The following is a 24,232-nucleotide window of genomic DNA, read 5'->3' as shown; positions in this document are numbered from 1 at the left end:
GAATCACGCAGTTTGTTCTGCCCCGCCGGGTGCGTTCCACCCGGCGCGGGCAGCGCGTGCCTGTTCGGCAAACACTTAACGGGAAGCAACATGCGTAACGAAACGACACAACTCAGACGCGGACTAAACGCGCGGCATATCCGTTTCATGGCTCTCGGCTCGGCGATCGGCACCGGCCTGTTCTACGGCTCCGCCGGCGCCATCCAGCTGGCCGGCCCGGCGGTGCTACTGGCCTACCTGGTGGGCGGCGCGGCGGTATTCATGGTGATGCGCGCGCTGGGCGAAATGGCGGTGCACCAGCCGGTTTCCGGCTCGTTCGGCCACTACGCCAGCCACTATCTCGGCCCGCTGGCCGGGTTCCTTACCGGCTGGACCTACACCTTTGAAATGGTGATCGTCGCCCTGGCGGACGTCACTGCCTTCGGCATCTATATGGGGCTGTGGTTCCCGGACGTCGCCCAGTGGGTCTGGGTGCTCAGCATCATCCTGTTTATCGGCGCGCTCAACCTGTGCAGCGTCAAGGTTTTCGGCGAGCTGGAGTTTTGGCTGTCGCTGGTCAAGGTCGCCGCCATCGTGGCGATGATCGTCGGCGGTGCGGCGGTCATGCTGTTCGGTTTCGGGCAAGCCCAGCACGCCACCGGCATCAGCAACCTGTGGCAGCACGGCGGCTTTATGCCTAACGGCATCGGCGGCGTGGTCGCTTCGCTGGCGGTGGTGATGTTCGCCTTCGGCGGCATCGAGATCATCGGCATCACCGCCAGCGAGGCGAAAGACCCCGCCAAAGTGCTGCCGAAGGCGATCAACGCCGTACCGGTGCGCATCCTGCTGTTTTACGTGCTGACGCTGACGGTGCTGATGGCGATCTATCCGTGGAACAGCATCGGCCAGAACGGCAGCCCGTTCGTTGAGATCTTCAGCAACCTCGGCATCAGCTCCGCCGCCAACGTGCTGAACGTGGTGGTGATCACCGCCGCCATTTCGGCCATCAACAGCGACATCTTCGGCGCCGGCCGCATGATGTACGGCATGGCGCAGGACGGCCAGGCGCCGCGCAGCTTCACCAAACTGACCGCCAGCGGCGTGCCGTGGATGACGGTGCTGGTGATGTCGGTCGCCCTGCTGCTGGCGGTGGTGCTCAACTACCTGATCCCGGAGAAGGTTTTCATGATCATCGCCTCAATCGCTACCTTCGCCACCGTCTGGGTGTGGCTGATGATCCTGCTTTCGCAGATCGTCATGCGCCGCACGCTGTCGCCGGAAGAAACCCGTCAGTTGAGCTTCCCGGTGCCGTGGTGGCCGGTGGCGCCGGCATTGGCGACCGCCTTTATGGCGTTCGTCATCGGCCTGCTCGGCTACTTCGAAGAGAGCCGCATCGCCCTGTATGTCGGGCTGGTGTGGATCGCGTTCCTCACCGCAGCTTACTGGCTGTGGGTGCGCAAAAAAGGCGGCGGTTCGCCGGTGACCACAGCGACGCAACAGATGTAACGCTCGCTTCGGCTAAAACCCGCTGCGGCGGGTTTTTTATTGCGCCTGCGCCAGCGCCTGCAGGATATCCGCCTGCAGATCGTCAAACGCCTCCAGCCCGGCGGACAGCCGCACCAGCCCCTCGCTGATGTGGTGCCGTTTCCGCTCTTCCGGCGTGTAGGCCGAGTGCGTCATGCTGGCCGGGTGTTGCGCCAGGCTTTCGCAATCGCCCAGGCTGACCGCGCGCAAGATGAGCTGCAGCGCGTTGAGGAAGCGAATGCCCGCACGCAGGCCGCCCCGCAGCTCAAACGCCAGCATGCCGCCGGGGCGCGCCATTTGCCGCTGCGCCAACGCATGCTGCGGGAAGTTCGCCAGGCCGGGGTAATATACCCGCTCGACCGCCGGATGCTCCGCCAACATCTCCGCCAGGCGCTGCGCGTTATCGCAATGACGATCCATGCGCAGCGGCAAGGTTTTCATCCCGCGCAGCACCAGCGCGGCATCCTGCGCCGACAGTACCGCCCCATTCATGTCCTTTAGCCCTTCCAGACGGATCGCCTCGGCCAACGCCTGACGCGTCACCGCTATCCCGGCCAGGAGATCGCCGTGCCCGCCGAGGTACTTGGTCGCCGAGTGCACCACGATATCGGCGCCTAACGCCAAAGGCCGCTGCAGATAGGGCGTACAGTAGGTGTTGTCCACCAGCAACAGCGCCTGATGCCGATGGGCGATCTCCGCCACGGCGGCGATATCGATCAAGCGCATATTGGGATTGGCCGGCGTTTCGCAATACACCAGGCGGGTACGCGGCCCCATGGCTGCCGCCAGCCGCTCCGGCCGGGTCAGATCAACGTGGGTTATCTTGACGCCAAAGCGCGCCAGACCATGATGAAAGTAGCTGAAGGTGCAACCATAGACGGTTTCGTCGACAATCAGCTCATCACCCGGTCTGAGCAGCGTCCAACAACACGCGGTGATCGCTCCCATACCGGAAGCGAACGCCACCGCAGCTTCCCCCTCCTCCAGGTTGGCGATGCGTTGCTCGAGCAGGTTTAACGTCGGGTTGGCGATGCGCGAATAAAAGTACCCCGGCTCGGTGCCGGCAAAGCAGGCGCCGCCGTATTCCGCCGTGGGAAAAGCAAACGTAGAGCTCATAAACACCGGCGGAGACAGTGCCCCCTGATACCGCTGAGGATCATAGCCGTAATGAATAGCCCGGGTGGCAAAGTCGTGGCCAACTGCTGTAGCGGACATAACACAACTCCTTACCTGAGTGGGTGAAGCTTAATTCGACGATTCATCTGGCAGGGCTGGCGGCAACGCGCTGTCTCGCGTGCGCCGGCCGATGATTTGTAAAGTACGCAGCAGCAACGTTAACCCCAGCAGGGTATCCGGCTGCTTCAGCAAGGCGTACAGCGCGCGAAAACTGGCCGGTGGTGGATTCAACTGCAGCTCGCTGTGCGCCATCTGCAGCGCCGTTCCGCCTTCCCAGCCGAGGGTCACCAAACCTTCAAAGACGCCGGCTAATTTCTCCACCAGCGCGTTGTCGGCAATATCCACCACGTCCGACAACAGCGACAACAGATCGACCACGTTATCCAACCGGCCGCCCGCCAGTAGCGGCTGCAGTTTCTCGAGCAATGCCGCCAATGATTGCAGGTCAGCCGCATGCACCGTGCTTTCCATCATATCAGCCCCCTTACCGTGGCCCAGTAAAGGCCACGGTTAAATCCATTGCGCAGCATGCCACCCACCTTGGTGGCGGGCGTCGGCAGCACGTCGTGACGGTAGTCGTACACCAGCGGCATGCCGGCATTCAGCCCCATTTGCGCGACCGCCTGCACCTTGCCGTCATAATGGCTCACGGTTTGGCCCAGCCGCATTTCCGCCACGATGTTGTCGGCAATGACCGGCGCCTGATTATGGCAAGAGCCGCCGGCCTTGCTGACCGGCAAATCCACGGTATCACCTATGACATACACGCCCTGCTGGCCGTAGACCTGCAGCGTTTGATGATCGGTCGGCAGCCAGCCTTCACCGTTTTGACTCTCGCTCAACCCGGTATTGCGCACCGCCTCGACTGCGCGAATCGGCGGCGTTGCCATCAGAATGTCGAACGGTTGCTCTTCCCCCTCAGCGGAATAGGCGATATTACGTTGGGGGTCTACCCGGCTGAGGGTAAACCCACGCTGGTGGAGAATGTCACGTGCGGTAAAAATGGCGGGCAGCGCTTCGCCGGTCGGGCGCTGTAAAAACAGGCAGTTACGCAAGAGTTGAGAAATGGTCGGATAGGTGTACACAATCTCCACCGCCTTGCGCACGCCGCGCCGCCGCAGGTAGTCATCCAGCATCAGGGTGGTTTCGATCGGGGCGATGCCGCACTGGTGGGGCACGTTGGGCGTTTCAGGGAAGGACACGGTGATGAAAATGCGGCCTTTCTCGATCGTCGCCAATTTATGCGCTAACCGCCTGGCGGCCTGATACTGGTAAAAATGATCGCCCGCCTGCGCCAATCCTTCGATGCGCTCTGGCCAGGGGACGCAGCCGGTGGCGAAAACCAGAAAATCATAGGAATAAAATTTACCGCCTTGCGTCGCTATACTTCGCTGTTTTAAATCGAAAGATTCCGCTTTATCAATAATAAACTGTATTTCGGGCCGCAATAAACTCCGCTGTGAGCGCGTGAGATCTTGCTTGAAAAAAGCATTGAACGCCACATACATAAACGCCGGTTTGTAATAATGCAGCGGTGAATCCGATATCATTAATAACTCGACTTTATTATTAATAATTTCCCGGTGCAATTTTGCGGCCAATAAGTTGGCCAGAATGGTGCCGCCGGTTCCGCCGCCGACAATGATGATTCGCTGTCGCATCAAGCCCTCGCTCAACCGGCCAGCAAGCCGGCAGTATTAAGGTATGGTGATGATGAAGGTCCACGGCAGAACGGCGAAAAATATACTGCCTTATTGGCAGTCTAGTAACGAATAGTTATAAAGCAAATAAAATGGGAATATAAAATAAACGTATTTACTATCTTTAATGAAATTATCGGGTTAAACAAAACCACGCTTTCAATAAAAAACTTATTATTAAACTGACAATCATCACGAATTTAAAACATAAAAAAACCCGCCGCAGCGGGTTTTTATTTAGCAACCGAATCGGTCGAACTTATTGGCCTTTAACTTCTTTCAGGCCGTTGAACGGCGCACGGTCACCCAGCGCTTCTTCGATACGGATCAGTTGGTTGTACTTGGCAACGCGGTCAGAACGGCTCATGGAACCGGTTTTGATCTGGCCAGCCGCAGTCCCTACCGCCAGGTCAGCGATGGTCGCGTCTTCGGTTTCACCGGAACGGTGAGAGATCACCGCGGTGTAACCGGCGTCTTTCGCCATCTTGATAGCCGCCAGGGTTTCGGTCAGAGAACCGATCTGGTTGAACTTGATCAGGATGGAGTTAGCGATGCCTTTCTCGATGCCTTCTTTCAGGATCTTGGTGTTGGTTACGAACAGATCGTCGCCCACCAGCTGGATTTTGTCGCCCAGCACTTTGGTCTGGTAAGCGAAGCCTGCCCAGTCGGATTCATCCAGGCCGTCTTCGATAGACACGATTGGGTACTGTTTGGTCAGCTCTTCCAGGAAGTGAGTGAACTCTTCGGAAGTGAAGGCTTTGTTACCTTCACCGGCCAGCACGTATTTACCGTCTTTGTAGAATTCGGAAGCCGCGCAGTCCATCGCCAGAGTGACGTCTTTGCCCAGCTCGTAGCCCGCCGCTTTTACCGCTTCAGCGATAACCGCCAGCGCTTCGGCGTTGGAACCCAGGTTTGGCGCGTAGCCGCCTTCGTCGCCCACGGCGGTGTTCATGCCTTTGGCTTTCAGAACTTTCGCCAGGTGGTGGAACACTTCGGAACCGATACGCACCGCTTCTTTCAGGGTTTTCGCGCCAACCGGCTGAATCATGAATTCCTGAATGTCGACGTTGTTGTCAGCGTGCTCGCCGCCGTTGATGATGTTCATCATCGGCAGTGGCATGGAGAATTTGCCTGGGGTGCCGTTCAGTTCAGCGATGTGCTCGTACAGCGGCATGCCTTTAGAGGCTGCGGCTGCTTTCGCTGCTGCCAGGGAAACCGCCAGAATGGCGTTGGCGCCGAAGTTGGATTTGTTCTCGGTGCCGTCCAGCTCGATCATGATCTTGTCGATGTTCGCCTGGTCTTTGGCATCTTTACCCAGTACTGCCTGAGCAATCGGACCGTTTACTGCAGCAACGGCTTTCAGTACGCCTTTACCCAGGAAACGAGACTTGTCACCGTCACGCAGTTCCAGCGCTTCGCGGGAACCGGTAGAAGCACCTGACGGCGCAGCAGCCAGGCCGACGAAACCGCCTTCCAGATGAACTTCGGCTTCAACAGTCGGGTTACCGCGGGAGTCGATGATTTCACGACCGATGACTTTAACGATTTTGGACATTAGGTTTTCCTCAGTACAAGTTAAACTAAAACTCCAGACAAACAGCGCGCGGTTCTCACCGCGCGCCGCCTACCAAATATGTTATTTCACCTGGCGCTTCTGATGCTCGCCTGCGGCTTTCACGAAGCCGGCGAACAACGGATGCCCATCACGCGGCGTAGACGTAAATTCCGGGTGGAACTGGCAGGCTACAAACCACGGGTGATTCGGCAGTTCAATGATCTCAACCAGCTTGTTGTCGGCGGAACGACCGGCGACACGCAGCCCTGCGGCTTCGATCTGCTTCAACAGCATGTTGTTAACTTCGTAACGGTGACGGTGACGCTCGACAATGGTCGGTTCGCCGTACAGCTGACGCACCAGGCTGTTGTCGCTCAGGTTGCACTGTTGGCCACCTACGCGCATCGTGCCGCCCAAATCGCTTTCTTCGCTGCGCACTTCGACGTTGCCGTCTTCATCGCGCCATTCGGTAATCAACGCCACCACCGGGTACTTACAGTCTGGCATAAACTCGGTGGAGTTGGCGTTTTCCATGCCGGCCACGTTGCGAGCGAACTCCATCAACGCCACCTGCATGCCCAGGCAAATGCCCAGGTAAGGAATGTTGTTCTCGCGCGCATAGCGTGCGGTCATCACTTTGCCTTCCACGCCGCGATAGCCAAAGCCGCCCGGGATCAGGATCGCGTCCAGCCCTTTCAGCACTTCCACGCCGCGGGTTTCCACATCCTGCGAGTCGATCAGCTTGATGTTCACGGTCAGACGGTTTTTCAGCCCGCCGTGCTTCAGCGCTTCAATCACCGACTTGTAGGCGTCCGGCAGCTCAACGTATTTGCCGACCATACCGATGGTCACTTCGCCGCCCGGATTGGCTTCTTCGTAGATCACCTGTTCCCATTCGGCCAGGTTGGCTTCCGGCGCGTTCAGGCTGAATCGTTTACAAATATAATCGTCCAGCCCCTGAGATTTCAATAGGCCTGGGATTTTATAAATAGAATCAACGTCTTTCAGAGAGATAACCGCTTTTTCCGGCACGTTGCAGAAAAGCGCGATTTTAGCGCGTTCGTTAGCAGGAACCGCGCGATCGGAACGGCAAATCAGCACATCAGGCTGGATACCGATGGAAAGCAGCTCTTTTACGGAATGCTGGGTCGGCTTGGTTTTCACTTCGCCGGCCGCTGCCATGTATGGCACCAGCGTCAGGTGCATGTACAGCGTGTGCTCGCGGCCCACTTCCACCGCCATCTGACGGATGGCTTCGAGGAACGGCAGCGATTCGATATCGCCGACGGTGCCGCCGATCTCCACCAGCACCACATCGTGACCTTCGCCGCCTTCGATGATGCGCTCTTTGATCGCGTTGGTGATGTGCGGAATGACCTGCACGGTCGCGCCCAGATAGTCGCCGCGGCGTTCTTTACGCAGCACGTCGGAGTAGATGCGGCCGGTGGTGAAGTTGTTGCGACGCGACATTTTGGTGCGGATGAAGCGCTCGTAGTGACCCAAATCCAGATCGGTTTCTGCGCCGTCTTCGGTGACGAAAACTTCCCCATGCTGAATCGGGCTCATGGTGCCCGGATCCACGTTGATGTACGGGTCCAGTTTCATGATGGTAACGTTGAGGCCACGGGCTTCAAGAATAGCCGCCAGAGAGGCTGCGGCAATGCCTTTACCCAGAGAGGATACGACCCCGCCGGTCACAAAAATATAATTAGTTGTCATGCTGAACCTGAGAGTTTAGGTTTAAAGACGATGGAAGAACCAGGACGGGAAAGTAGTATACCCGAACCTCTCCTGACCTACAAACGATCGTTTTGCTGTCCATCATCTCGGCCGCCCTCCCGTGTTCATCAGGGTTTACTCCGCCGGCGCCCCGCAAACCCTCCAGGAAATACAAAGAGTTAGCGGAGAAAATTTCTTTTTACCGCCCCTCAGGAGCGATAAAACGCCTTAGATTTCAGTTTGTTGGCCTTTTGCTGCCGACGGCAGCCATGCGCCTGTGATCTGACCGAAAGCTTAACCGTTTCAGCTTTCGTGAACCTTGTCGTCGATCAACATTGTCGTCGCAGCGATTCAACTTTCCCGGCGTTTCACCTGCTGCCAGGCGTCTTCCATCTGCTCCAGCGTGGCGTCTTCAAGCCGCAGCCCGCGTTGCTGGACGATCGCTTCCACCTGGCGGAAGCGGCGCTCGAACTTGCGGTTCGCCGCCTGCAGCGCGTTCTCCGCCTTGTGCCCCAGATGGCGCGACAGGTTCACCGTGGCGAACAGCAGATCGCCGATCTCCTCTTCCAGCTTGTTCTCGTCGACCACCGCCTGGCGGGCTTCGTGCATCACTTCGTCGATCTCTTCGTACACTTTGTCCAGCACCGGGCCCAGGGTATTCCAGTCGAAGCCGACCGAGGCACAGCGTTTCTGGATCTTGTGCGCTTTCATCAACGCCGGCAGCGCCTGCGGAATATCGTCCAGCACCGAGTGCAGCGCTTTTTCGGCGCGCTCGCCGGCCTTCAGTTGCTCCCAGCGCGCCGCCACGGCTTCGCTGTCTCCGCCCTCGGCGTCGCCGAAGATGTGCGGGTGACGGCGCTCCAGCTTATCGCTGATGGCGGTGCACACCTCATCGAAATCGAACAGCCCCTGTTCCTGCCCCATCTGGGCGTAGAACACCACCTGGAACAGCAAATCGCCCAGTTCGTCGCGCAGATCGGCGTAGTCCTGCCGCTCGATGGCGTCCAGCACTTCGTAAGTCTCTTCCAGCGTGTAGGGCGCGATGGTGGCGAAAGTTTGCTTGCGGTCCCACGAGCAACCGACCTGCGGATCGCGCAGCGTTTTCATGATGTTCAGCAGGCGCTGCAGCGGAGTGGATTGGGTCATAAAAAAATCTCTGAGAAAGCATGGGGGCGCAGGGGAGCGCCCGCCGAATTCATGGATTTCGGGCCGCATCCGCGATCGATACGGCCCGAAAGGCGATGTGGGCTTAGTTGCCGTGCAGACGCTTGGCGTCTATCACGTCCGGCAGCTGGTTCAGCTTCGCCAGCACCCGGCTCAGCACCTGCTGGTTGTAGATTTCGATATCCATGTCGATGGTGGCCAACTGCTTCTTGGTGTCGCTGCGACTGGCAACCCCCAGCACGTTGACCTTTTCGTTGGCCAAAATGGTGGTAATGTCGCGCAGCAACCCGCTGCGATCGTTGGCCATCACGCGCACCACCAGCGAATAACCGCTGGAGTAGCTTTCACCCCATACCGCATCGACGATGCGCTCCGGCGCGTGCGATTGCAAATCGACCAGCTGATCGCAGTCCGCACGGTGGATCGAGATACCGCGCCCCTGGGTGATAAAACCGACGATGTCGTCGCCCGGGATCGGCTGGCAGCAGCGGGCAATGTGGTGCATCAGGTTGCCCACGCCCTCCACCACCACTCGGCCGTTATCCTTGTTGCGAGCCGGCGGCGGCGCTTTCTGCTGCACCAGCTGGCGCAGCGCCTCGCGATCCTGCTCTTCGGCGCTCGGCTTGTTGAACTTACCCTGCAGGTAATTCACCATCTGGTTCAGGCGAATGTCCCCGCCGCCGATCGCCGCCAATACCTCGTCCAGCGAGTTCATGTTGTAGCGCGGGATCAGCAGCTTTTCGGCCTCTTTCAGGCTGATGCCGAGGTGTTCCAGTTCGTTGTCCAGCATCTGGCGGCCGGCGAGAATGTTCTTGTCGCGATCCTGCTTGCGGAACCAGTTGTGGATCTTCGAGCGCCCGCGGCTGGTGGTGACATACCCCAGGTTTGGGTTCAGCCAGTCGCGGCTCGGGTTCGGCTGTTTCTGGGTGATGATCTCAATCTGATCGCCCATCTTCAGCTGATAGGTAAACGGCACGATGCGGCCGCCGATCTTGGCGCCGATACAGCGGTGACCGACGTCGCTGTGAATGTGGTAGGCGAAATCGAGCGGCGTGGAGCCGGCCGGCAGATCCACCACGTCGCCTTTCGGGGTAAATACATAGACCCGATCGTCGAACACCTGGCTGCGCACTTCGTCGAGCATCTCGCCGGAGTCCGCCATTTCTTCCTGCCAGGCGATCAGCTTGCGCAGCCAGGCAATGCGTTCTTCGTAGCCGGAGCGCACGGTCACGCCTGCGCCCTCTTTGTACTTCCAGTGCGCGGCCACGCCCAGTTCGGCGTCTTCATGCATTTGGCGCGTGCGGATCTGAATCTCTACGGTTTTGCCGCGCGGCCCCAGCACCACGGTGTGGATCGACTGGTAGCCGTTCGGTTTCGGGTTAGCGACGTAGTCGTCGAACTCATCCGGCAAATGGCGGAAGTGGGTATGCACGATGCCCAACGCCGCGTAGCAATCCTGCAGGCGCTCCGCCACGATGCGCACCGCACGCACGTCGAACAGTTCGTCGAACGCCAGGTGTTTTTTCTGCATCTTGCGCCAGATGCTGTAGATGTGTTTCGGCCGGCCGTAGATCTCCACCCGAATGCCTTCGTTGGCCATCTCGGCGCGCAGCCCGGCGACAAAATCGTCGATGAACTGTTCGCGATCGATGCGGCGCTCATGCAACAGCTTGGCGATGCGCTTATATTCTTCCGGATGCAGGTAGCGGAAGCAGAAATCCTCCAGCTCCCACTTCAGTTGGCCGATGCCGAGCCGGTTGGCCAGCGGGGCGTAGATGTTGGAACACTCTTTCGCCGCCAGCACGCGTTCGTCTTCCGGCGCGTCTTTCACCTCACGCAGGTGGGCGATGCGCTCCGCCAGCTTGATGACCACGCAGCGGAAATCCTCCACCATCGCCAACAGCATGCGGCGCACGTTGTCGACCTGTTCGGAGGCCATCGAATCGTTTTGGGTGGCTTTCAGTTGGCGAATGGCATCCATGTCACGCACGCCGTGCACCAGCGCGACGATGCCCTTGCCGAACGCTTCGGTCAGGGTCTCTTCCTGCACGATGCCGGCGTCCACCAGCGGGAACAGCAGCGCGGCGCGCATGCTGTCATTGTCCATGCTCAGCGTCGAGAGAATTTCCACCATCTCCAGGCCGCGCCACAGCAGCAGCGAGGCGTCAGGATGGTTTTGGGTCTGCTGCTCACAATAACGCCAGGTTGCGGCCAATCGCTCACATGACTGCGGGTTAGGTAGCCCCAAGCCGGCGATCCACTCATCGAGAGCGAACTCACCCGCCGTATTCAGATGTGCACTTCTTACCGCAACCATAACTTCTCCCTACTTTGCAGCGACCTCTGGCGCACGCTCGTTGATAAACAGCGCCATTGATTCAAGATGCCCCGTGTGCGGAAACATATCCAACATCCGCACGCGCGCAAGACGATAACCGGCGTTCAACAGCACGTTGCTGTCGCGAGCCAGCGTGGTGGGGTTACAGGAAACATACACCACCCGCGCCGGCGCCAGTTTTACAATGTGTGACATCACCCCGGCCGCACCGGCGCGGGCGGGATCCAGCATCACCTTATCAAACCCTTGTGCTGCCCAAGGTTGCCGCGCAACGTCATCCTCCAGATTCTCATGGAAGAACGACGCATTATTCAGCTTATTCTTATGTGCATTATATTGCCCATTCGCTACCAGCGTGGCAACACCTTCGATGCCCACCACCGCGGCAGCGCGGCGCGCCAGCGGCAGGGTGAAATTACCCATGCCGCAGAACAGGTCCAGCACCCGATCATTGGGTTGAATGTCGAGCCATTCAAGGGCCTGCGCCACCATTTGTTGGTTTACGACGTCATTGACCTGAATAAAGTCGCGCGGACTGAAGTCTAAGCGTAGCCCGTCAACCTGATAATACGGCGTTTCACCGCACAGTTTTTCCACCCGTTCGCTGTCCGGCGCCAGATAAACGGCGACCTTTTCCCGCTCGCCAAACGCCAACAGCGCCTGCCGATCCGCCTCTTTCAGCGCGTCGAGATGACGCAGCACCAGCAGCGGGCCGTTATCCGCCAGCACCAGCTCCACATGCCCCAGCCGCCGCACCGCCTGCAGCCCGCTCAGGCAGGCGCGCACCGGCGCCAGCAGCTGCTCCAGCTCCGGCCGCAGCACCGGGCAGTGCTCCACCGCCACCAGCTCGCTGGAGGCCGCCTGCCGAAAGCCCATCATCAGGCGCTGCAGCTTCGGCTGCCATGCCAGGCTCAGGCGGGCGCGGCGGCGATAGCCGTATTCCGGGCCGGCGATCACCGGTTCCTGTTGCGGGGTTACTCCGGTTTCGCGGGCGATCATGCGCACCAGCGCCGCCGCCTTGCTCTGCTGTTGCAGTGCCTCATCCGCATGTTGCTGCTGGCAGCCGCCGCACACGCCAAAATGCGGGCAGCGCGGTTCTACCCGCTGCGGGCTGCGGCTCAGCAGGCGTTTGAGCTTGCCTTTGGCGAACTGACGCTTGTCTTCGGTCAGCTGGATTTCCGCCTGCTCGCCCGGCAATACGCCCGGCACGAACACCGCTTTGCCGTCGTGGCGCGCCACGCCCTGGCCGAAAGGATCGAGATCGCTCACCGTCACGGTGAAGATTTGTGAGCTCTGCCGGGTCGTCACGCGGCGTTTGGGAGAGTAGAATTGCGCCATATTTGTCGATTGTGTGCTGGTTCATTAAGCTAGTGTCAGCTGTCAATTCTCCCACATTGGAATCCCATGACCAAATACAGCCTGCGTGCGCGCATGATGATCCTGATTCTGGCACCGACCTTGCTGATTGGTTTGCTGCTCAGCACCTTCTTCGTGGTGCACCGCTATAACGAGCTGCAGGAACAACTGGTCGACGCCGGCGCCAGCATCATCGAGCCGCTGGCGGTGGCCAGCGAGTACGGCATGACGTTCCGCAGCCGCGAATCGGTCAGGCAGTTGGTCAGCCTGTTGCACCGCCGCCATTCGGACATCGTGCGTTCGATCACCGTGTTCGATGCGCAGAACAATTTGTTCGTCACCTCCAATTATCATCACAACTTCGCTCAGCTGCAGCTGCCGAAAGGCGTGCCGTTGCCCACCGATCTGATGCTCACCCGACGCGGCGATTCGCTGATCCTGCGCACGCCGATCCTGTCGGAAAGCCAGTATCCGGATGAAACCGCCGACGGCGGCAGCCATCCCGACAACAACCTGGGCTATGTGGCGATCGAGCTGGATCTGCAGTCGGTGCGGCTGCAGCAATATAAAGAGGTCTTTGTCTCTACCCTGCTGTTGCTGCTGTGCATGTGTATCGCCATCCTGTTCGCTTACCGGCTGATGCGCGACGTGACCGGCCCGATCCGCAATATGGTGAACACCGTCGACCGCATCCGCCGCGGCCAGCTCGACAGCCGCGTGGAGGGCTACATGCTCGGCGAGCTGCACATGCTGAAAAACGGCATCAACTCGATGGCGATGTCGCTCACCGCTTATCACGAAGAGATGCAGCAAAACATCGATCAGGCCACGTCCGACCTGCGCGAAACGCTGGAGCAGATGGAGATCCAGAACGTCGAACTGGATCTGGCGAAAAAACGTGCGCAGGAGGCGGCGCGCATCAAGTCCGAATTTCTGGCCAACATGTCGCACGAGCTGCGTACTCCGCTCAACGGTGTGATCGGCTTCACCCGCCAGATGCTGAAAACCGATCTGAGCGCGACCCAGACCGACTATTTGCAGACCATTGAGCGCTCGGCCAACAACCTGCTGACCATCATCAACGACGTGCTGGACTTCTCCAAGCTGGAGGCCGGCAAGCTGGTGCTGGAGCATATTCCGTTCGCCCTGCGTGAAACGCTGGACGAAGTGGTGGTGCTGCTGGCGCCCAGCGCCCACGACAAGGGCCTGGAGCTGACGCTGGATGTGCACAACGACGTGCCGGAGCAGGTGATCGGCGACTCGCTGCGCCTGCAGCAAATCATCACCAACCTGCTGGGCAACGCCATCAAATTCACCGAAACCGGCAATATCGACATTCGCGTCGAGCTGCGCAAACAGCTGGAGCGCCGGGTAGAAGTGGAAGTGCAGATCCACGATACCGGCATCGGCATCTCCGAACGCCAGCAGTCGCAGCTGTTCCAGGCATTCCGCCAGGCGGACGCCAGCATCTCCCGCCGCCACGGCGGCACCGGGCTGGGGTTGGTGATCACGCAAAAGCTGGTGAAGGAAATGGGCGGCGACATCTGCTTCCACAGCCAGTTGAACCGCGGTTCGACCTTCTGGTTCCATATCACGCTGGATCTGAATGAGGGCATGCTGTCGCTGGCGCCGAGCCTGCCGGATCTGAACGGCAAAACGCTGGCCTATATCGAGTCCAACCCGACGGCGGCGCAGGCGACGCTCAACATGCTCAGCGTCACGCAGCTGGTGATCACCCACTCGCCGACGCTGGGCCAGCTGCCACCAAGCCACTATGACTTCCTGCTGGCCGGCGTGCCGATCCCGTTCCGCGACAACATGGCGCAGCATCAGGACAAATTGCTGGCCTCGCTGAAGCTGGCCGATAGGGTCATTCTGGCGCTGCCGTGCCAGGCGCAGATCGATGCCGAGCTGCTTAAACAACAAGGCGCGCTCGGCTGCCTGATCAAGCCGATCACCAGCACGCGTCTGTTCCCTCTGCTGAGAATGGAGGCGCCCGATCGGCTCGCCGCCCCGCCTGAGCGTAAACGTCTGCCGCTGACGGTGATGGCGGTCGACGACAACCCGGCCAACCTGAAGCTGATCGGCACGCTGCTGGGCGAACAGGTGGAAAAAACGCTGCTGTGCGAGAGCGGCGAGGAGGCGCTGGCGCTGGCGCGCAACAACGTGCTGGATCTGATCCTGATGGACATTCAAATGCCGAAGATGGACGGCATTCACGCCAGCGAACTGATCCGCCAACTGCCGCACCACAACTCCACGCCGATCGTCGCCGTCACTGCCCATGCCGCCAGCGGCGAACGCGAGCATCTGCTGCAGGCGGGGATGGACGACTACCTGGCCAAGCCGATCGACGAGAAAATGCTGACCCGCGTGCTGTCGCGCTATCACAGTGGCGAAATGGAAAACGCCGTCTCCGATGACGCGCCGCTGTCGCTCGACTGGCCGCTGGCGCTGCGTCAGGCGGCCAATAAGCCGGATCTGGCGCGCGATCTGCTGCAAATGCTGCTCGATTTCCTGCCGCAGGTGCGCGAACGGGTGCAGGCGCTGCTCGAGGGGCAACACGACGACGAGATCCTCGACCTGGTCCATAAGCTGCACGGCAGCTGCAGCTACAGCGGCGTGCCGCGCCTCAAGCAGCTGTGTTTCTACCTCGAGCGGCAGCTGCGCCAGGGCATCACCAACGACGAACTGGAGCCGGAGTGGCTGGAGCTGTTGGATGAGATTGAACTGGTGATCCACGCGGCGCGCGCGCATCTGGCGCAACCGGCCTGAATCCTCAGGCCATAATGCAAAAAGGCACGCCATAGCGTGCCTTTGTTGCTTTTAGCGCCTGACGTTTATCACTGCGCCAGCAGGTACAGCTGGCTCTCGCCGCGCTGGATATTCAACGCCAGCACCGACGGCTTGCTGTCGAGGATTTTACGCAGCTCGCCCAGGTTCTGGATCGGCTGTTGGTTCACGCCCAGGATCACATCGCCCTTTTTCAGGCCGATGCGCGCCGCGGCGCTGCCGGCTTTCACGCTGTCGACCTTGACGCCTTTCACGTTGCCGACCTGGGCATTGCTCAGCTCGGCGCCTTCGATGCCAGTGTAGATATTGCCCGAGGCCACCTGGGTCTGCGCGCTTTGCTCCAGCGTGACGTCAATGGTCACCGGTTTGCCGTCGCGGATAATGCCCAGCGACATTTTGCTGCCGACCGGCAGCGTGCCGATCTCCGCCCGGAACGAGGCGAAGCTGGAGATGGCCTTGCCGTTCATGGTGACGATCACGTCGCCGGCCTTGATGCCCGCCTTCGCGGCGGAAGATTTCGGCATTACCTGGCTGACGAAAGCGCCGCGCTGCGCGTCGACCTTCATCGCCTTGGCCAGCTCAGAGTTAAGCTCGGTGCCCATGATGCCGAGCTCGCCGCGTTTCACCTGGCCATACTCGACCATTTGCGCCGTCAGGTTTTTCACCATGTTGCTCGGAATGGCGAAGCCGATACCGATGTTGCCGCCGTCCGGCGCCAGGATCGCCGTGTTGATGCCGATCAGCTCGCCGTTCAGGTTAACCAGCGCGCCGCCGGAGTTGCCGCGGTTGATCGCCGCATCGGTCTGGATAAAGTTTTCGTAGTTTTCGATATTCAGGCCGCTGCGCCCCAGGGCGGAAACGATGCCCGAGGTGGCGGTTTCGCCCAGCCCGTAGGGGTTGCCGATCGCTACGGTGTAATCGCCGACGCGCAGCTGATCGGAATCCGCCATCTTGATCGCCGTCAGATTCTTGAAGTCTTTCAGCTGGATCAGGGCGATGTCGGAACGCGGATCCTTGCCGATCACCTTGGCGTCGAAACGGCGGCCGTCGCTCAGCTGCACCTGGATCTTGTTGGCGTTATCCACCACGTGGTTATTGGTCACCACATAGCCCTTGGCGGCATCGATGACCACCCCGGCGCCCAGCGCCTGGAATTTCTGCTGCGTGCCCTGCGGCTGGCCATCCGGCCCAGGCTGTTCACCGCCCTGACACATCGGCGAGCCCTGGAACGGCGAACCGTCCTGGCAGAACGGCGAATCTTCACCGAAGAATTGTTGGAACTGCTGCGGCATGCGCGGCGTATTGACCGTGGTGCTGCCCTCAACGTTAATGCTCACCACGGAAGGCATGACCTTTTCCAGCATCGGCGCCAGGCTCGGCAACTGCTGGGTGCTGGAAGAGGCGGTTTCAGCGGCGCTGGCCGTCACCGGGCCCATCGCCATGCCGATGCTGAATGCCAATGCGCTCAGAACTAATGCGGTTTTTTTCATCTGTGTGTCTCTTATAAAGTCGTTCAAAAAAGAATGGCCGTCTTGCGTGCTTATTCAGAGTTAATTAATAGCCTGAAGTTCCGGCACAGATGATTGGCAATAGTAAACAAATATTGTCCGTCTTTACAAAAATCAAGACAGCCAACCGGTTGGAATTGCTGATAATTATTCCTCAGCTTAATTATTCCGCCGCCATTAATCGACGATATTCATCATAGGCATAAAGGTCGGTCATTCCGCTGATATAGTCCTGCAATAAACGCGCGCGGAAATAATATTCCCGAATGGCTTGCTGCTCCGGCGATAAATGCTGCAGCCCTTCTACCGCCTCCGCATACGCCAGCCGATGCTTGGTGGACAGCTTGTGGAACAGGCGCGTTTCGATCGGGTAAGCGCGGTGGCTGTCTTCACGCACCAGCAGGCTGAAGTCCGCCAGCGACATCGCCAACAGCGGGCTGTAAATGTCCAGCAGGCCGCTGATCACCCGGTAGCCTTGCAGCTCGAGCTGCTCGACCTCCGGGTGGTTGAACACATGCTTGAACGCCACATTTTTAAATATTTTCAGCAGCCGATAGGCCGGGCTGGAATCCTCCAGCAGCGCCTGATTGAAGCTGCCCTGATAAACCGCGTCCAGATTGTCGATAAAGCGCTGCGCCGCGTGCGGCACCAGCCGTGCCACGGTAAACACCCGCAGATACATGAAGAACTGATCTTCCGCGCTGCGCCGCGCGCCGCCGCGATCGATCTTGCGAAACGCGCTGGCGACGGTCTTGTCGAACAGATCGCCCGGCGCCACCTCGCCCCACTCCTGAATCAGGTGCTGATACAGCTGCTCGACGGTGAAAATGCTCTTCTCCACCGCGTCTTCCAGATCGGCCACGCAGTAAGAGATATCATCGGCGGCCTCCATAATGTAGGTCAGCGGGAAACGATCGAACTCGCCCATATGCAGCTCACGCCGCAGCCGATCGACGAAGGCTTCTTCCGCCAGATAGTAGCCGGGCTTTTTCATCAGGTAACTGTGGCTGGCGGGGATGTCGCTCGCCCAGTAGGCCGGGCGGGTGTATTTCAAAATGCAGCCGACCTGCGCGTAGGTCAGGTTGAGTTTCAACAGGCTGTACACCATGCGGATCGCCTGGGCGTTGCCCTCGAAGTGGCTGAGATCCTGACGGATCCGGCTACGCAGCCGGTTCAGATCGCTCTCCCCTTCATGCAGGCGCAGCGTCGCCACCTGGCAGCGATCGTGGCTGCCCGGCTCGCTGCCGCAGCTGGCGGGATCGAGCCGCTGGGCGAACCAGTCATTGATCGCCGATTCGCCGAAGTGACCGAACGGCGGATTGCCGATGTCGTGCATCAGGCAGGCCATTTCCACGATGCTTTCAAACGGATCGAGCAGCCGGGTCAGGCCGAGTTCGTCGATCTTCCCCGCCTGTTTGAAGCGGTTGAGGATCTCTTTGGCGATATGGCGCCCGACCTGCTGCACCTCCATCGAGTGCGTCAGGCGGCTGCGCACCGCCGCGTTGCGCTCCAGCGGAAATACCTGAGTTTTTTGCTGCAGACGGCGAATGGCCGCCGAGTTGACGATGCGCCCGCGATCGCTCTCGAACTGCCGCACGATGTCGTACTCTTCCTCGGCCTCGATCGGTTTGCTGAAAGGCCGTTGGAAGCTGATTTTTTGCTTGAAGTCGATCCCGGACATCTGTTTCTCCGCCGTTGCGCCCTGCCCCCGTGATAACAATTCCCGGCAGCGGATGCAACGCATTATCTCTCTTACACAGCCATGATAGACTATGCCGCAATTCTCACGGCCAATCAGCGAGTGTTATTTATGAAAGTAGGCATCATCGGCGCAATGGAGCAGGAAGTCACCCTGCTGCGCGATCAAATCGAAAACCGTCAAACCATCCAGCGCGCGGGCTGCGAAATCTACACCGGCCAGATCGGCGGCGTTGACGTGGCCCTGCTGAAATCCGGCATCGGCAAAGTCTCTGCGGCCATGGGCACCACCCTGTTGCTGGAGCACTGCAGCCCCGACGTGGTGATCAATACCGGCTCCGCCGGCGGCCTGGCCAGCACGCTGCGCGTGGGCGATATCGTGGTGTCGGAAGAAGTGCGCTACCACGACGCCGACGTCACCGCCTTCGGCTACGAGCCGGGCCAGATGGCCGGCTGCCCGGCGGCGTTCGTCGCCGATGATGCGCTGATCGCGCTGGCGGAAAGCTGCATCAAACAGCTGGATCTGCACGCGGTGCGCGGCCTGATCTGCAGCGGTGACGCCTTCATCAACGGCGCCGAACCGCTGGCGCGCATCCGCGCCACCTTCCCGCGCGTCGCCGCCGTGGAAATGGAAGCCGCGGCGATCGCTCACGTCTGCCATCTGTTCGGCACGCCGTTCGTGGTGGTGCGCGCCATTTCCGACGTCGCCGACAGCGAATCGCACATGAGCTTTGACGAGTTCCTGGTGGTAGCGGCCAAGCAGTCCACGCTGATGGTCAACGCCATGCTGCAAACCCTGGCCAAGCGCGGTTGATGTGAGACTGCGCTTCACCTCGATGTTCTGCCTGTTGGCGCTCTGGCTGGCCCTGCCGGCCGGCGCCGCTCAGCGGGTGATCAGCCTGGCGCCCAACGCCACCGAACTCGCCTATGCCGCCGGCATGGGCGATGTGCTGGTGGCGGCGAGCGCCTATTCCGATTACCCGCCGCAGGCCGCCAGGCTGGAGCAGGTGGCCTCCTGGCAGGGCATCAATCTGGAGCGGGTTCTGGCGCTCAAGCCGGATCTGATCCTCGCCTGGCGCGGCGGCAATCCGCAACGCGCCTTGGATCAGCTCGTCGCGTTCGGCATCCCAATCTTCTATGCGGACGCCAACAATCTCGAAGGGATCGCCGGCTTGCTGGACAAGCTGGCGCGCTACAGCCCGCACCCGGACCAGGCGCATCAGGCCGCAGAAGGCCTTCGCCGCCAGTTCGCCGCTCTCAAGCAACAGTACGCCACTAACGTGCCACGCCGCGTGTTGCTGCAGTTCGGCACCCAGCCGCTGTTCACCAGCTCCGGCGCCACGCTGCAAAGCCAGGTGCTGGCGCTGTGCGGCGGGCAGAACGTCTTCGCCGACAGCCGCACCCCTTGGCCGCAGATCAGCCGCGAGCAGGTGCTGGCGCGTCAGCCGCAGGCCATCGTCATCACCGGCGGGGCGAAAGAGGCCGCCAATGTGAAAGCCTTCTGGGCGCCGCAGCTGCAGGTGCCGGTGATCGCGCTGAACGAAGACTGGTTCAATCGCGGCGGGCCGCGCATCCTGTTGGCGGCGCAGCAGCTGTGCCGCCAGCTGGCGGAGATCCGCTGATGCTGGTGTTCTGGCTGGATATTCTCGGCACGGCGGTGTTCGCCGTCTCCGGCGTACTGCTGGCCGGCAAGCTGCGCATGGATCCGTTCGGCGTGCTGGTATTGGGCGTGGTCACCGCGGTCGGCGGCGGCACCATCCGCGACATGGCGCTGGCCAACGGCCCGGTATTCTGGGTCAAGGATCCCACCGATCTGGTGGTGGCGATGATCACCTGCGTCTTGACGCTGCTGCTGGTGCGCCAGCCGCGCCGCCTGCCGAAGTGGGTGCTGCCGGTGCTGGACGCCGTCGGGCTGGCGGTGTTCGTCGGCATCGGCGTCAACAAGGCCTTCGCGGCCGGCACCGGCCCGCTGGTGGCGATCAGCATGGGGGTAATCACCGGCGTCGGCGGCGGCATTATCCGCGACGTGCTGGCGCGCGAGATCCCGATGATCCTGCGCACCGAAATTTACGCCACCGCCTGCATCATCGGCGGCATCGTGCACGCCACGGCGTTTTACACCTTCAATATGCCGCTGCAACAGGCCATGATGCTGGGCATGCTCATCACCCTGGCCATTCGGCTGGCGGCCATTCGTTGGCATCTCAAGCTGCCCGCCTTTATTCTCGAACGCTGAGCCGCCGCACATCACTCGCGACCGGCCGGCGCAGGAGAACGGCACGGCAGTGATCCTCGTGGAATGGTAGGCATAAAAAAACCCGCCGGCCGTAAGGCGAGCGGGTTGATATTCTGGCAGGCAAACTCAGATGCTGAACGACGAACCGCAACCGCAGGTGGTTTTGGCATTCGGGTTGGTCACCACAAAGCGCGATCCTTCCAGCCCTTCGGTGTAGTCCACCGAACCGCCGACCAGGTACTGCAGGCTCATCGGATCGACCACCAGCGCCACGCCCTGCTTCTCGATGGTCATGTCGCCATCGTTGACCTTGTCGTCAAAAGTGAAGCCGTACTGGAATCCGCTGCAGCCGCCGCCGGTAATATAAACCCGCAACTTCAGGTTCGGGTTTTCTTCGTCAGCAATCAGGAACTTCACCTTGTTTGCTGCTGCCTCGGTAAATTGCAGGGGCAGTGCCGTTTGATCACTCATACTCTTTACTCCCAACATTGTTCAGCATCAGATCGCGACTATGGCTGCCTGATTAATATTAACGATTATCCGATACCTGAGTGTTGCGTTCAAGTATTCACCGCATTTGTTGTATTTTCCTTACTTGTTTTCTGCGCCGCCTCCCGCGCCAGCTGCGCCTCCTGCTTTTGCAGCGTGCGGGCCAGGATCGACGAATACAGCGGCTTGCCGCCGAGCAGCTGCGCCACCACCGTGGCGCCGAGGCAGGTGATGATCATCGGTAAAATAAGTTGGTAGTTGTCGGTCATTTCCAGCACCAGCATGATGCCGGTCAGCGGGGCGCGCACCGTGGCGGCGAACAGCGCCCCCATGCCGGCGATGGCGAAGGTGCCCGCCTCGATGCCGTACTGCGGGAACAGATGCGCCCCCGCCAGCCCGAAGGCGGTGCCGAACAGCGTGCCCAACGCCAGCATCGGCGCGAAGATGCCGCCCGGCGCGCCGGAACCGAAACACAGCAGCGTGGTGAAGATGCGGGTGATAAAGATAAACATCAACATGCCGACGCTGTAGTTGCCCGCCGCGGCGATCGGGATCAGCCCAAAGCCGCCGCCCGCTGCCTCCGGCTGGATCAGCCCCAGAATGCCGCACACGCCGCCGAGCAGCCCGCCCATCAGCAAGACATTGCGCATTCTGCCGCCGTGCAGGCGCGCGAACATGTCCTGGGTACGGAAGATCAGCGCGTTGAACCCCACGCCCACCGCGCCGAAGATTGCCCCCAACACCAGATAGAGCCACAGGGTATTGATGGGCGCCGAAGAAAGTTTGTCGACCGCGATCACCGCCCCCTGGCCGTTAAACAGCTGGAACACCACGCTCGACATGATAACGCCGATAAACACCGCTTTAATCGAGATCAGGTTGTAGCGGAACTGCGGCCGCATCTCTTCGATGATGAACAGGATGCCGGCCAGCGGCGCGTTGAACGCGGCGGACAAGCCGGCGGCGGCCCCGGTCGCCAGCAACGTATGACGCGCCTCGGCGCCGCGAATGCGCAGCACGTCCAATACCATACGCCCGACGTTGCCGCCCATCTGCACCGTGGGCCCTTCGCGCCCCAGCACCATGCCCGCCCCCAGCGTGCCCATGCCACCGATGAATTTCACCGGGATCACGCGCCACCAGCGTACCGGCCGCAGCTCTTCCAGCGCGCCTTCGATTTCCGGAATGCCCGAGCCGCCCGCCTCAGGCGCAAAGCGCCGCACCAGGTAATAGCCCAGCGCCGCCAGCGCGGCGGACAGGATAAACGCCAGGGGCCACACCAGAAGCCAGGAGTCGGCGACCTGCGCCAGCGAAGCCAGCCGCTGCTGCTGCACCCACTCCACCGCTTTATCGAAGGCCACGCCGAGCAAGCCGGCCAGCGCCCCCACCAGCGCGGCCATCACCAGGATCGCCACCGGGGTTTTATCGCGGCGAATAAACTGACGCACCGCATCGCTGCGGCGCAGACGCGGGCTCAACGTCCCTACGGGCTGTGATTGTGATTCTGTCATCGCGAGTGATTCGTCAGGTAATTTGTAATACAAATAGGCAGGGCGATAATTCTACCCCAACCTGGCGGCGGGCGCTGCCGTTAATGGTATCTGACTGTGATCGTTTCATAACGCGGCGCTCTCCTCTAGAATAGCGCGGTCAAATCATTCAAAAGAGAATCCAGGAGCCGATTTATGAGCCTACACAGCAAGTCCGAAAGTCTGTACGCCCAGGCGCAACAGTTGATCCCCGGCGGGGTAAACTCTCCGGTGCGTGCATTCACCGGCGTGGGCGGTGTGCCGCTGTTTATCGAGCGGGCAGACGGGGCTTACCTGTTCGATGCCGACGGCAAGGCCTATATCGACTATGTCGGTTCCTGGGGGCCGATGGTGCTGGGGCATAACCACCCGGCGATCCGCGACGCGGTAATCGAAGCGGCGCAGCGCGGCCTGAGCTTTGGCGCGCCGACCGAGATGGAAGTCAAAATGGCGCAGCTGGTCACTGAGCTGGTGCCGACGATGGATATGGTGCGCATGGTGAACTCGGGCACCGAAGCCACCATGAGCGCCATCCGCCTGGCGCGCGGCTACACCAACCGCGATAAAATCATCAAGTTCGAAGGCTGCTATCACGGCCACGCCGACTGCCTGCTGGTGAAAGCCGGCTCCGGCGCGCTGACCCTCGGCCAGCCGAATTCACCGGGCGTGCCGGCCGACTTCGCCAAGCACACTCTGACCTGCACCTATAACGGTCTGGATTCGGTGCGCGCCGCCTTCGAACAGTACCCGTCCGAAATCGCCTGTATCATCGTCGAGCCGGTCGCCGGCAACATGAACTGCGTGCCGCCTCTGCCGGAATTCCTGCCGGGCCTGCGCGCCCTGTGCGACAAGTACGGCGCGCTCTTGATCATCGACGAAGTGATGACCGGCTTCCGCGTCGCGCTGGCCGGCGCGCAATCCTATTACGGCGTCGAGCCGGATCTGACCTGCCTCGGCAAAATCATCGGCGGCGGCATGCCGGTGGGCGCCTTCGGCGGCCGTCGCGAGGTGATGGACGCGCTGGCGCCGACCGGCCCGGTCTACCAGGCGGGCACCCTGTCCGGCAACCCGATCGCCATGGCGGCGGGCTACGCTTGTTTGACCGAAGTCTCACAGGTCGGCGTGCACCAGACGCTGACCGAACTGACCGAGATGCTGGCCGCTGGCCTGCTGCACGCGGCGCAGGAGGAGAATATTCCGCTGGTGGTCAACAACGTCGGCGGCATGTTCGGCCTGTTCTTCACCGACGCGCCGGCGGTCACCTGCTACCAGGACGTGATGCAGTGCGACGTGGAACGCTTCAAGCGCTTCTTCCACCTGATGCTGGAAGAAGGGGTGTATCTGGCGCCGTCCGCCTTCGAAGCGGGCTTCATGTCCGTGGCGCACAGCAAGGAAGACATCCAGCGCACCATCGACGCCGCGCGTCGCTGCTTCGCCAAGCTGTAATCCCGGCCGAATGGCCAAACAA

18 protein-coding genes are annotated in these 24,232 nt (G+C 60.6%); 6 read left to right on the top strand and 12 right to left on the bottom strand.

What is annotated here, in order from left to right; all coding sequences use genetic code 11:
* Positions 1 to 90: 90 nt before the first annotated feature.
* On the top strand, positions 91 to 1,485 hold the full coding sequence (locus tag ACJ8PN_RS12965; protein WP_015376675.1) for an amino acid permease: 1,395 nt from the start codon (positions 91 to 93) through the stop codon (positions 1,483 to 1,485).
* A 36-nt stretch (positions 1,486 to 1,521) separates the two neighbouring features.
* Here ACJ8PN_RS12965 and ACJ8PN_RS12960 read toward each other — a convergent pair whose 3' ends face one another.
* The 8 genes from ACJ8PN_RS12960 to rlmD all read right to left on the bottom strand — a co-directional run bounded on the left by ACJ8PN_RS12960 (position 1,522) and on the right by rlmD (position 12,493).
* The gene (locus tag ACJ8PN_RS12960; RefSeq protein ID WP_171453337.1) at positions 1,522 to 2,718 is read right to left on the bottom strand and encodes a methionine gamma-lyase; all 1,197 of its coding nucleotides are present in this window, start codon (positions 2,716 to 2,718) and stop codon (positions 1,522 to 1,524) included.
* A gap of 30 nt (positions 2,719 to 2,748) precedes the next feature.
* The gene (locus ACJ8PN_RS12955; RefSeq protein WP_171453336.1) at positions 2,749 to 3,153 is read right to left on the bottom strand and encodes a hypothetical protein; all 405 of its coding nucleotides are present in this window, start codon (positions 3,151 to 3,153) and stop codon (positions 2,749 to 2,751) included.
* Positions 3,150 to 4,340, bottom strand: coding sequence for an NAD(P)/FAD-dependent oxidoreductase (locus tag ACJ8PN_RS12950; RefSeq protein ID WP_171455021.1), 1,191 nt, complete (start codon positions 4,338 to 4,340; stop codon positions 3,150 to 3,152). The genes ACJ8PN_RS12955 and ACJ8PN_RS12950 overlap by 4 nt, the downstream gene beginning before the upstream one ends.
* A 298-nt stretch (positions 4,341 to 4,638) precedes the next feature.
* On the bottom strand, positions 4,639 to 5,934 hold the full coding sequence (gene eno / locus ACJ8PN_RS12945) for a phosphopyruvate hydratase (RefSeq protein WP_004932670.1): 1,296 nt from the start codon (positions 5,932 to 5,934) through the stop codon (positions 4,639 to 4,641).
* Between the two features lie 81 nt (positions 5,935 to 6,015).
* The gene (gene pyrG / locus ACJ8PN_RS12940) at positions 6,016 to 7,653 is read right to left on the bottom strand and encodes a glutamine hydrolyzing CTP synthase (RefSeq protein WP_004932674.1); all 1,638 of its coding nucleotides are present in this window, start codon (positions 7,651 to 7,653) and stop codon (positions 6,016 to 6,018) included.
* A 351-nt stretch (positions 7,654 to 8,004) separates the two neighbouring features.
* Positions 8,005 to 8,799 (bottom strand): nucleoside triphosphate pyrophosphohydrolase, encoded by a 795-nt coding sequence (mazG, locus tag ACJ8PN_RS12935; protein WP_171453335.1) that lies wholly within the window; start codon positions 8,797 to 8,799, stop codon positions 8,005 to 8,007.
* Positions 8,800 to 8,902: 103 nt separating this feature from the next.
* Positions 8,903 to 11,134 carry a GTP diphosphokinase gene (relA, locus tag ACJ8PN_RS12930; protein WP_004932686.1) on the bottom strand — a complete coding sequence of 744 codons (2,232 nt, stop codon included), beginning with the start codon at positions 11,132 to 11,134 and terminating at the stop codon, positions 8,903 to 8,905.
* Between the two features lie 9 nt (positions 11,135 to 11,143).
* Positions 11,144 to 12,493 carry a 23S rRNA (uracil(1939)-C(5))-methyltransferase RlmD gene (gene rlmD / locus ACJ8PN_RS12925; protein WP_351107327.1) on the bottom strand — a complete coding sequence of 450 codons (1,350 nt, stop codon included), beginning with the start codon at positions 12,491 to 12,493 and terminating at the stop codon, positions 11,144 to 11,146.
* Between the two features lie 66 nt (positions 12,494 to 12,559).
* On the opposite strand from rlmD, the gene barA reads away from it, so the two are divergent.
* Positions 12,560 to 15,286: a two-component sensor histidine kinase BarA gene (barA, locus tag ACJ8PN_RS12920; protein WP_171453333.1), complete on the top strand. Its 2,727-nt coding sequence runs from the start codon at positions 12,560 to 12,562 to the stop codon at positions 15,284 to 15,286.
* Positions 15,287 to 15,354: 68 nt separating this feature from the next.
* Here barA and degP read toward each other — a convergent pair whose 3' ends face one another.
* Entirely contained in the window at positions 15,355 to 16,794 is a 1,440-nt protein-coding gene (gene degP, locus ACJ8PN_RS12915) for a serine endoprotease DegP (protein ID WP_171453332.1), read from the bottom strand.
* 181 nt (positions 16,795 to 16,975) lie between these two features.
* Positions 16,976 to 18,493, bottom strand: a complete 1,518-nt coding sequence (dgt, locus tag ACJ8PN_RS12910; protein ID WP_044029676.1) for a dGTPase — start codon at positions 18,491 to 18,493, stop codon at positions 16,976 to 16,978.
* Between the two features lie 129 nt (positions 18,494 to 18,622).
* Here dgt and mtnN point away from each other — a divergent pair, with 129 nt between their 5' ends.
* The 3 genes from mtnN to ACJ8PN_RS12895 are packed head-to-tail and all read left to right on the top strand — an operon-like array spanning position 18,623 to position 20,746.
* Entirely contained in the window at positions 18,623 to 19,324 is a 702-nt protein-coding gene (gene mtnN / locus ACJ8PN_RS12905) for a 5'-methylthioadenosine/S-adenosylhomocysteine nucleosidase (RefSeq protein ID WP_004932702.1), read from the top strand.
* A gap of 22 nt (positions 19,325 to 19,346) precedes the next feature.
* Positions 19,347 to 20,132 (top strand): vitamin B12 ABC transporter substrate-binding protein BtuF, encoded by a 786-nt coding sequence (gene btuF / locus ACJ8PN_RS12900; protein WP_442535001.1) that lies wholly within the window; start codon positions 19,347 to 19,349, stop codon positions 20,130 to 20,132.
* A complete protein-coding gene (locus ACJ8PN_RS12895) occupies positions 20,132 to 20,746 on the top strand; it encodes a TRIC cation channel family protein (protein WP_351107332.1) in 615 nt (204 codons plus the stop codon). Before btuF ends, ACJ8PN_RS12895 begins: the two co-directional genes overlap by 1 nt.
* A gap of 126 nt (positions 20,747 to 20,872) precedes the next feature.
* Here the strand turns inward: ACJ8PN_RS12895 and erpA are convergent, their stop codons facing one another.
* Both erpA and clcA read right to left on the bottom strand, forming a co-directional pair.
* Positions 20,873 to 21,217 carry an iron-sulfur cluster insertion protein ErpA gene (gene erpA / locus ACJ8PN_RS12890; protein WP_004932708.1) on the bottom strand — a complete coding sequence of 115 codons (345 nt, stop codon included), beginning with the start codon at positions 21,215 to 21,217 and terminating at the stop codon, positions 20,873 to 20,875.
* 89 nt (positions 21,218 to 21,306) lie between these two features.
* Positions 21,307 to 22,746 carry a H(+)/Cl(-) exchange transporter ClcA gene (clcA, locus tag ACJ8PN_RS12885; protein ID WP_442534991.1) on the bottom strand — a complete coding sequence of 480 codons (1,440 nt, stop codon included), beginning with the start codon at positions 22,744 to 22,746 and terminating at the stop codon, positions 21,307 to 21,309.
* 174 nt (positions 22,747 to 22,920) lie between these two features.
* Here clcA and hemL point away from each other — a divergent pair, with 174 nt between their 5' ends.
* Positions 22,921 to 24,210 carry a glutamate-1-semialdehyde 2,1-aminomutase gene (gene hemL / locus ACJ8PN_RS12880; RefSeq protein ID WP_442534990.1) on the top strand — a complete coding sequence of 430 codons (1,290 nt, stop codon included), beginning with the start codon at positions 22,921 to 22,923 and terminating at the stop codon, positions 24,208 to 24,210.
* Positions 24,211 to 24,232 lie beyond the last annotated feature (22 nt).

Origin of the sequence: Serratia sp. CY76391, from assembly GCF_052166695.1 — a bacterium.
GTDB classification, from domain to species: Bacteria; Pseudomonadota; Gammaproteobacteria; order Enterobacterales; family Enterobacteriaceae; genus Serratia; species Serratia nematodiphila.
The sequence above is the reverse complement of the archived record's forward strand: the minus strand, read 5'-3'. Positions and strand labels throughout refer to the sequence as shown.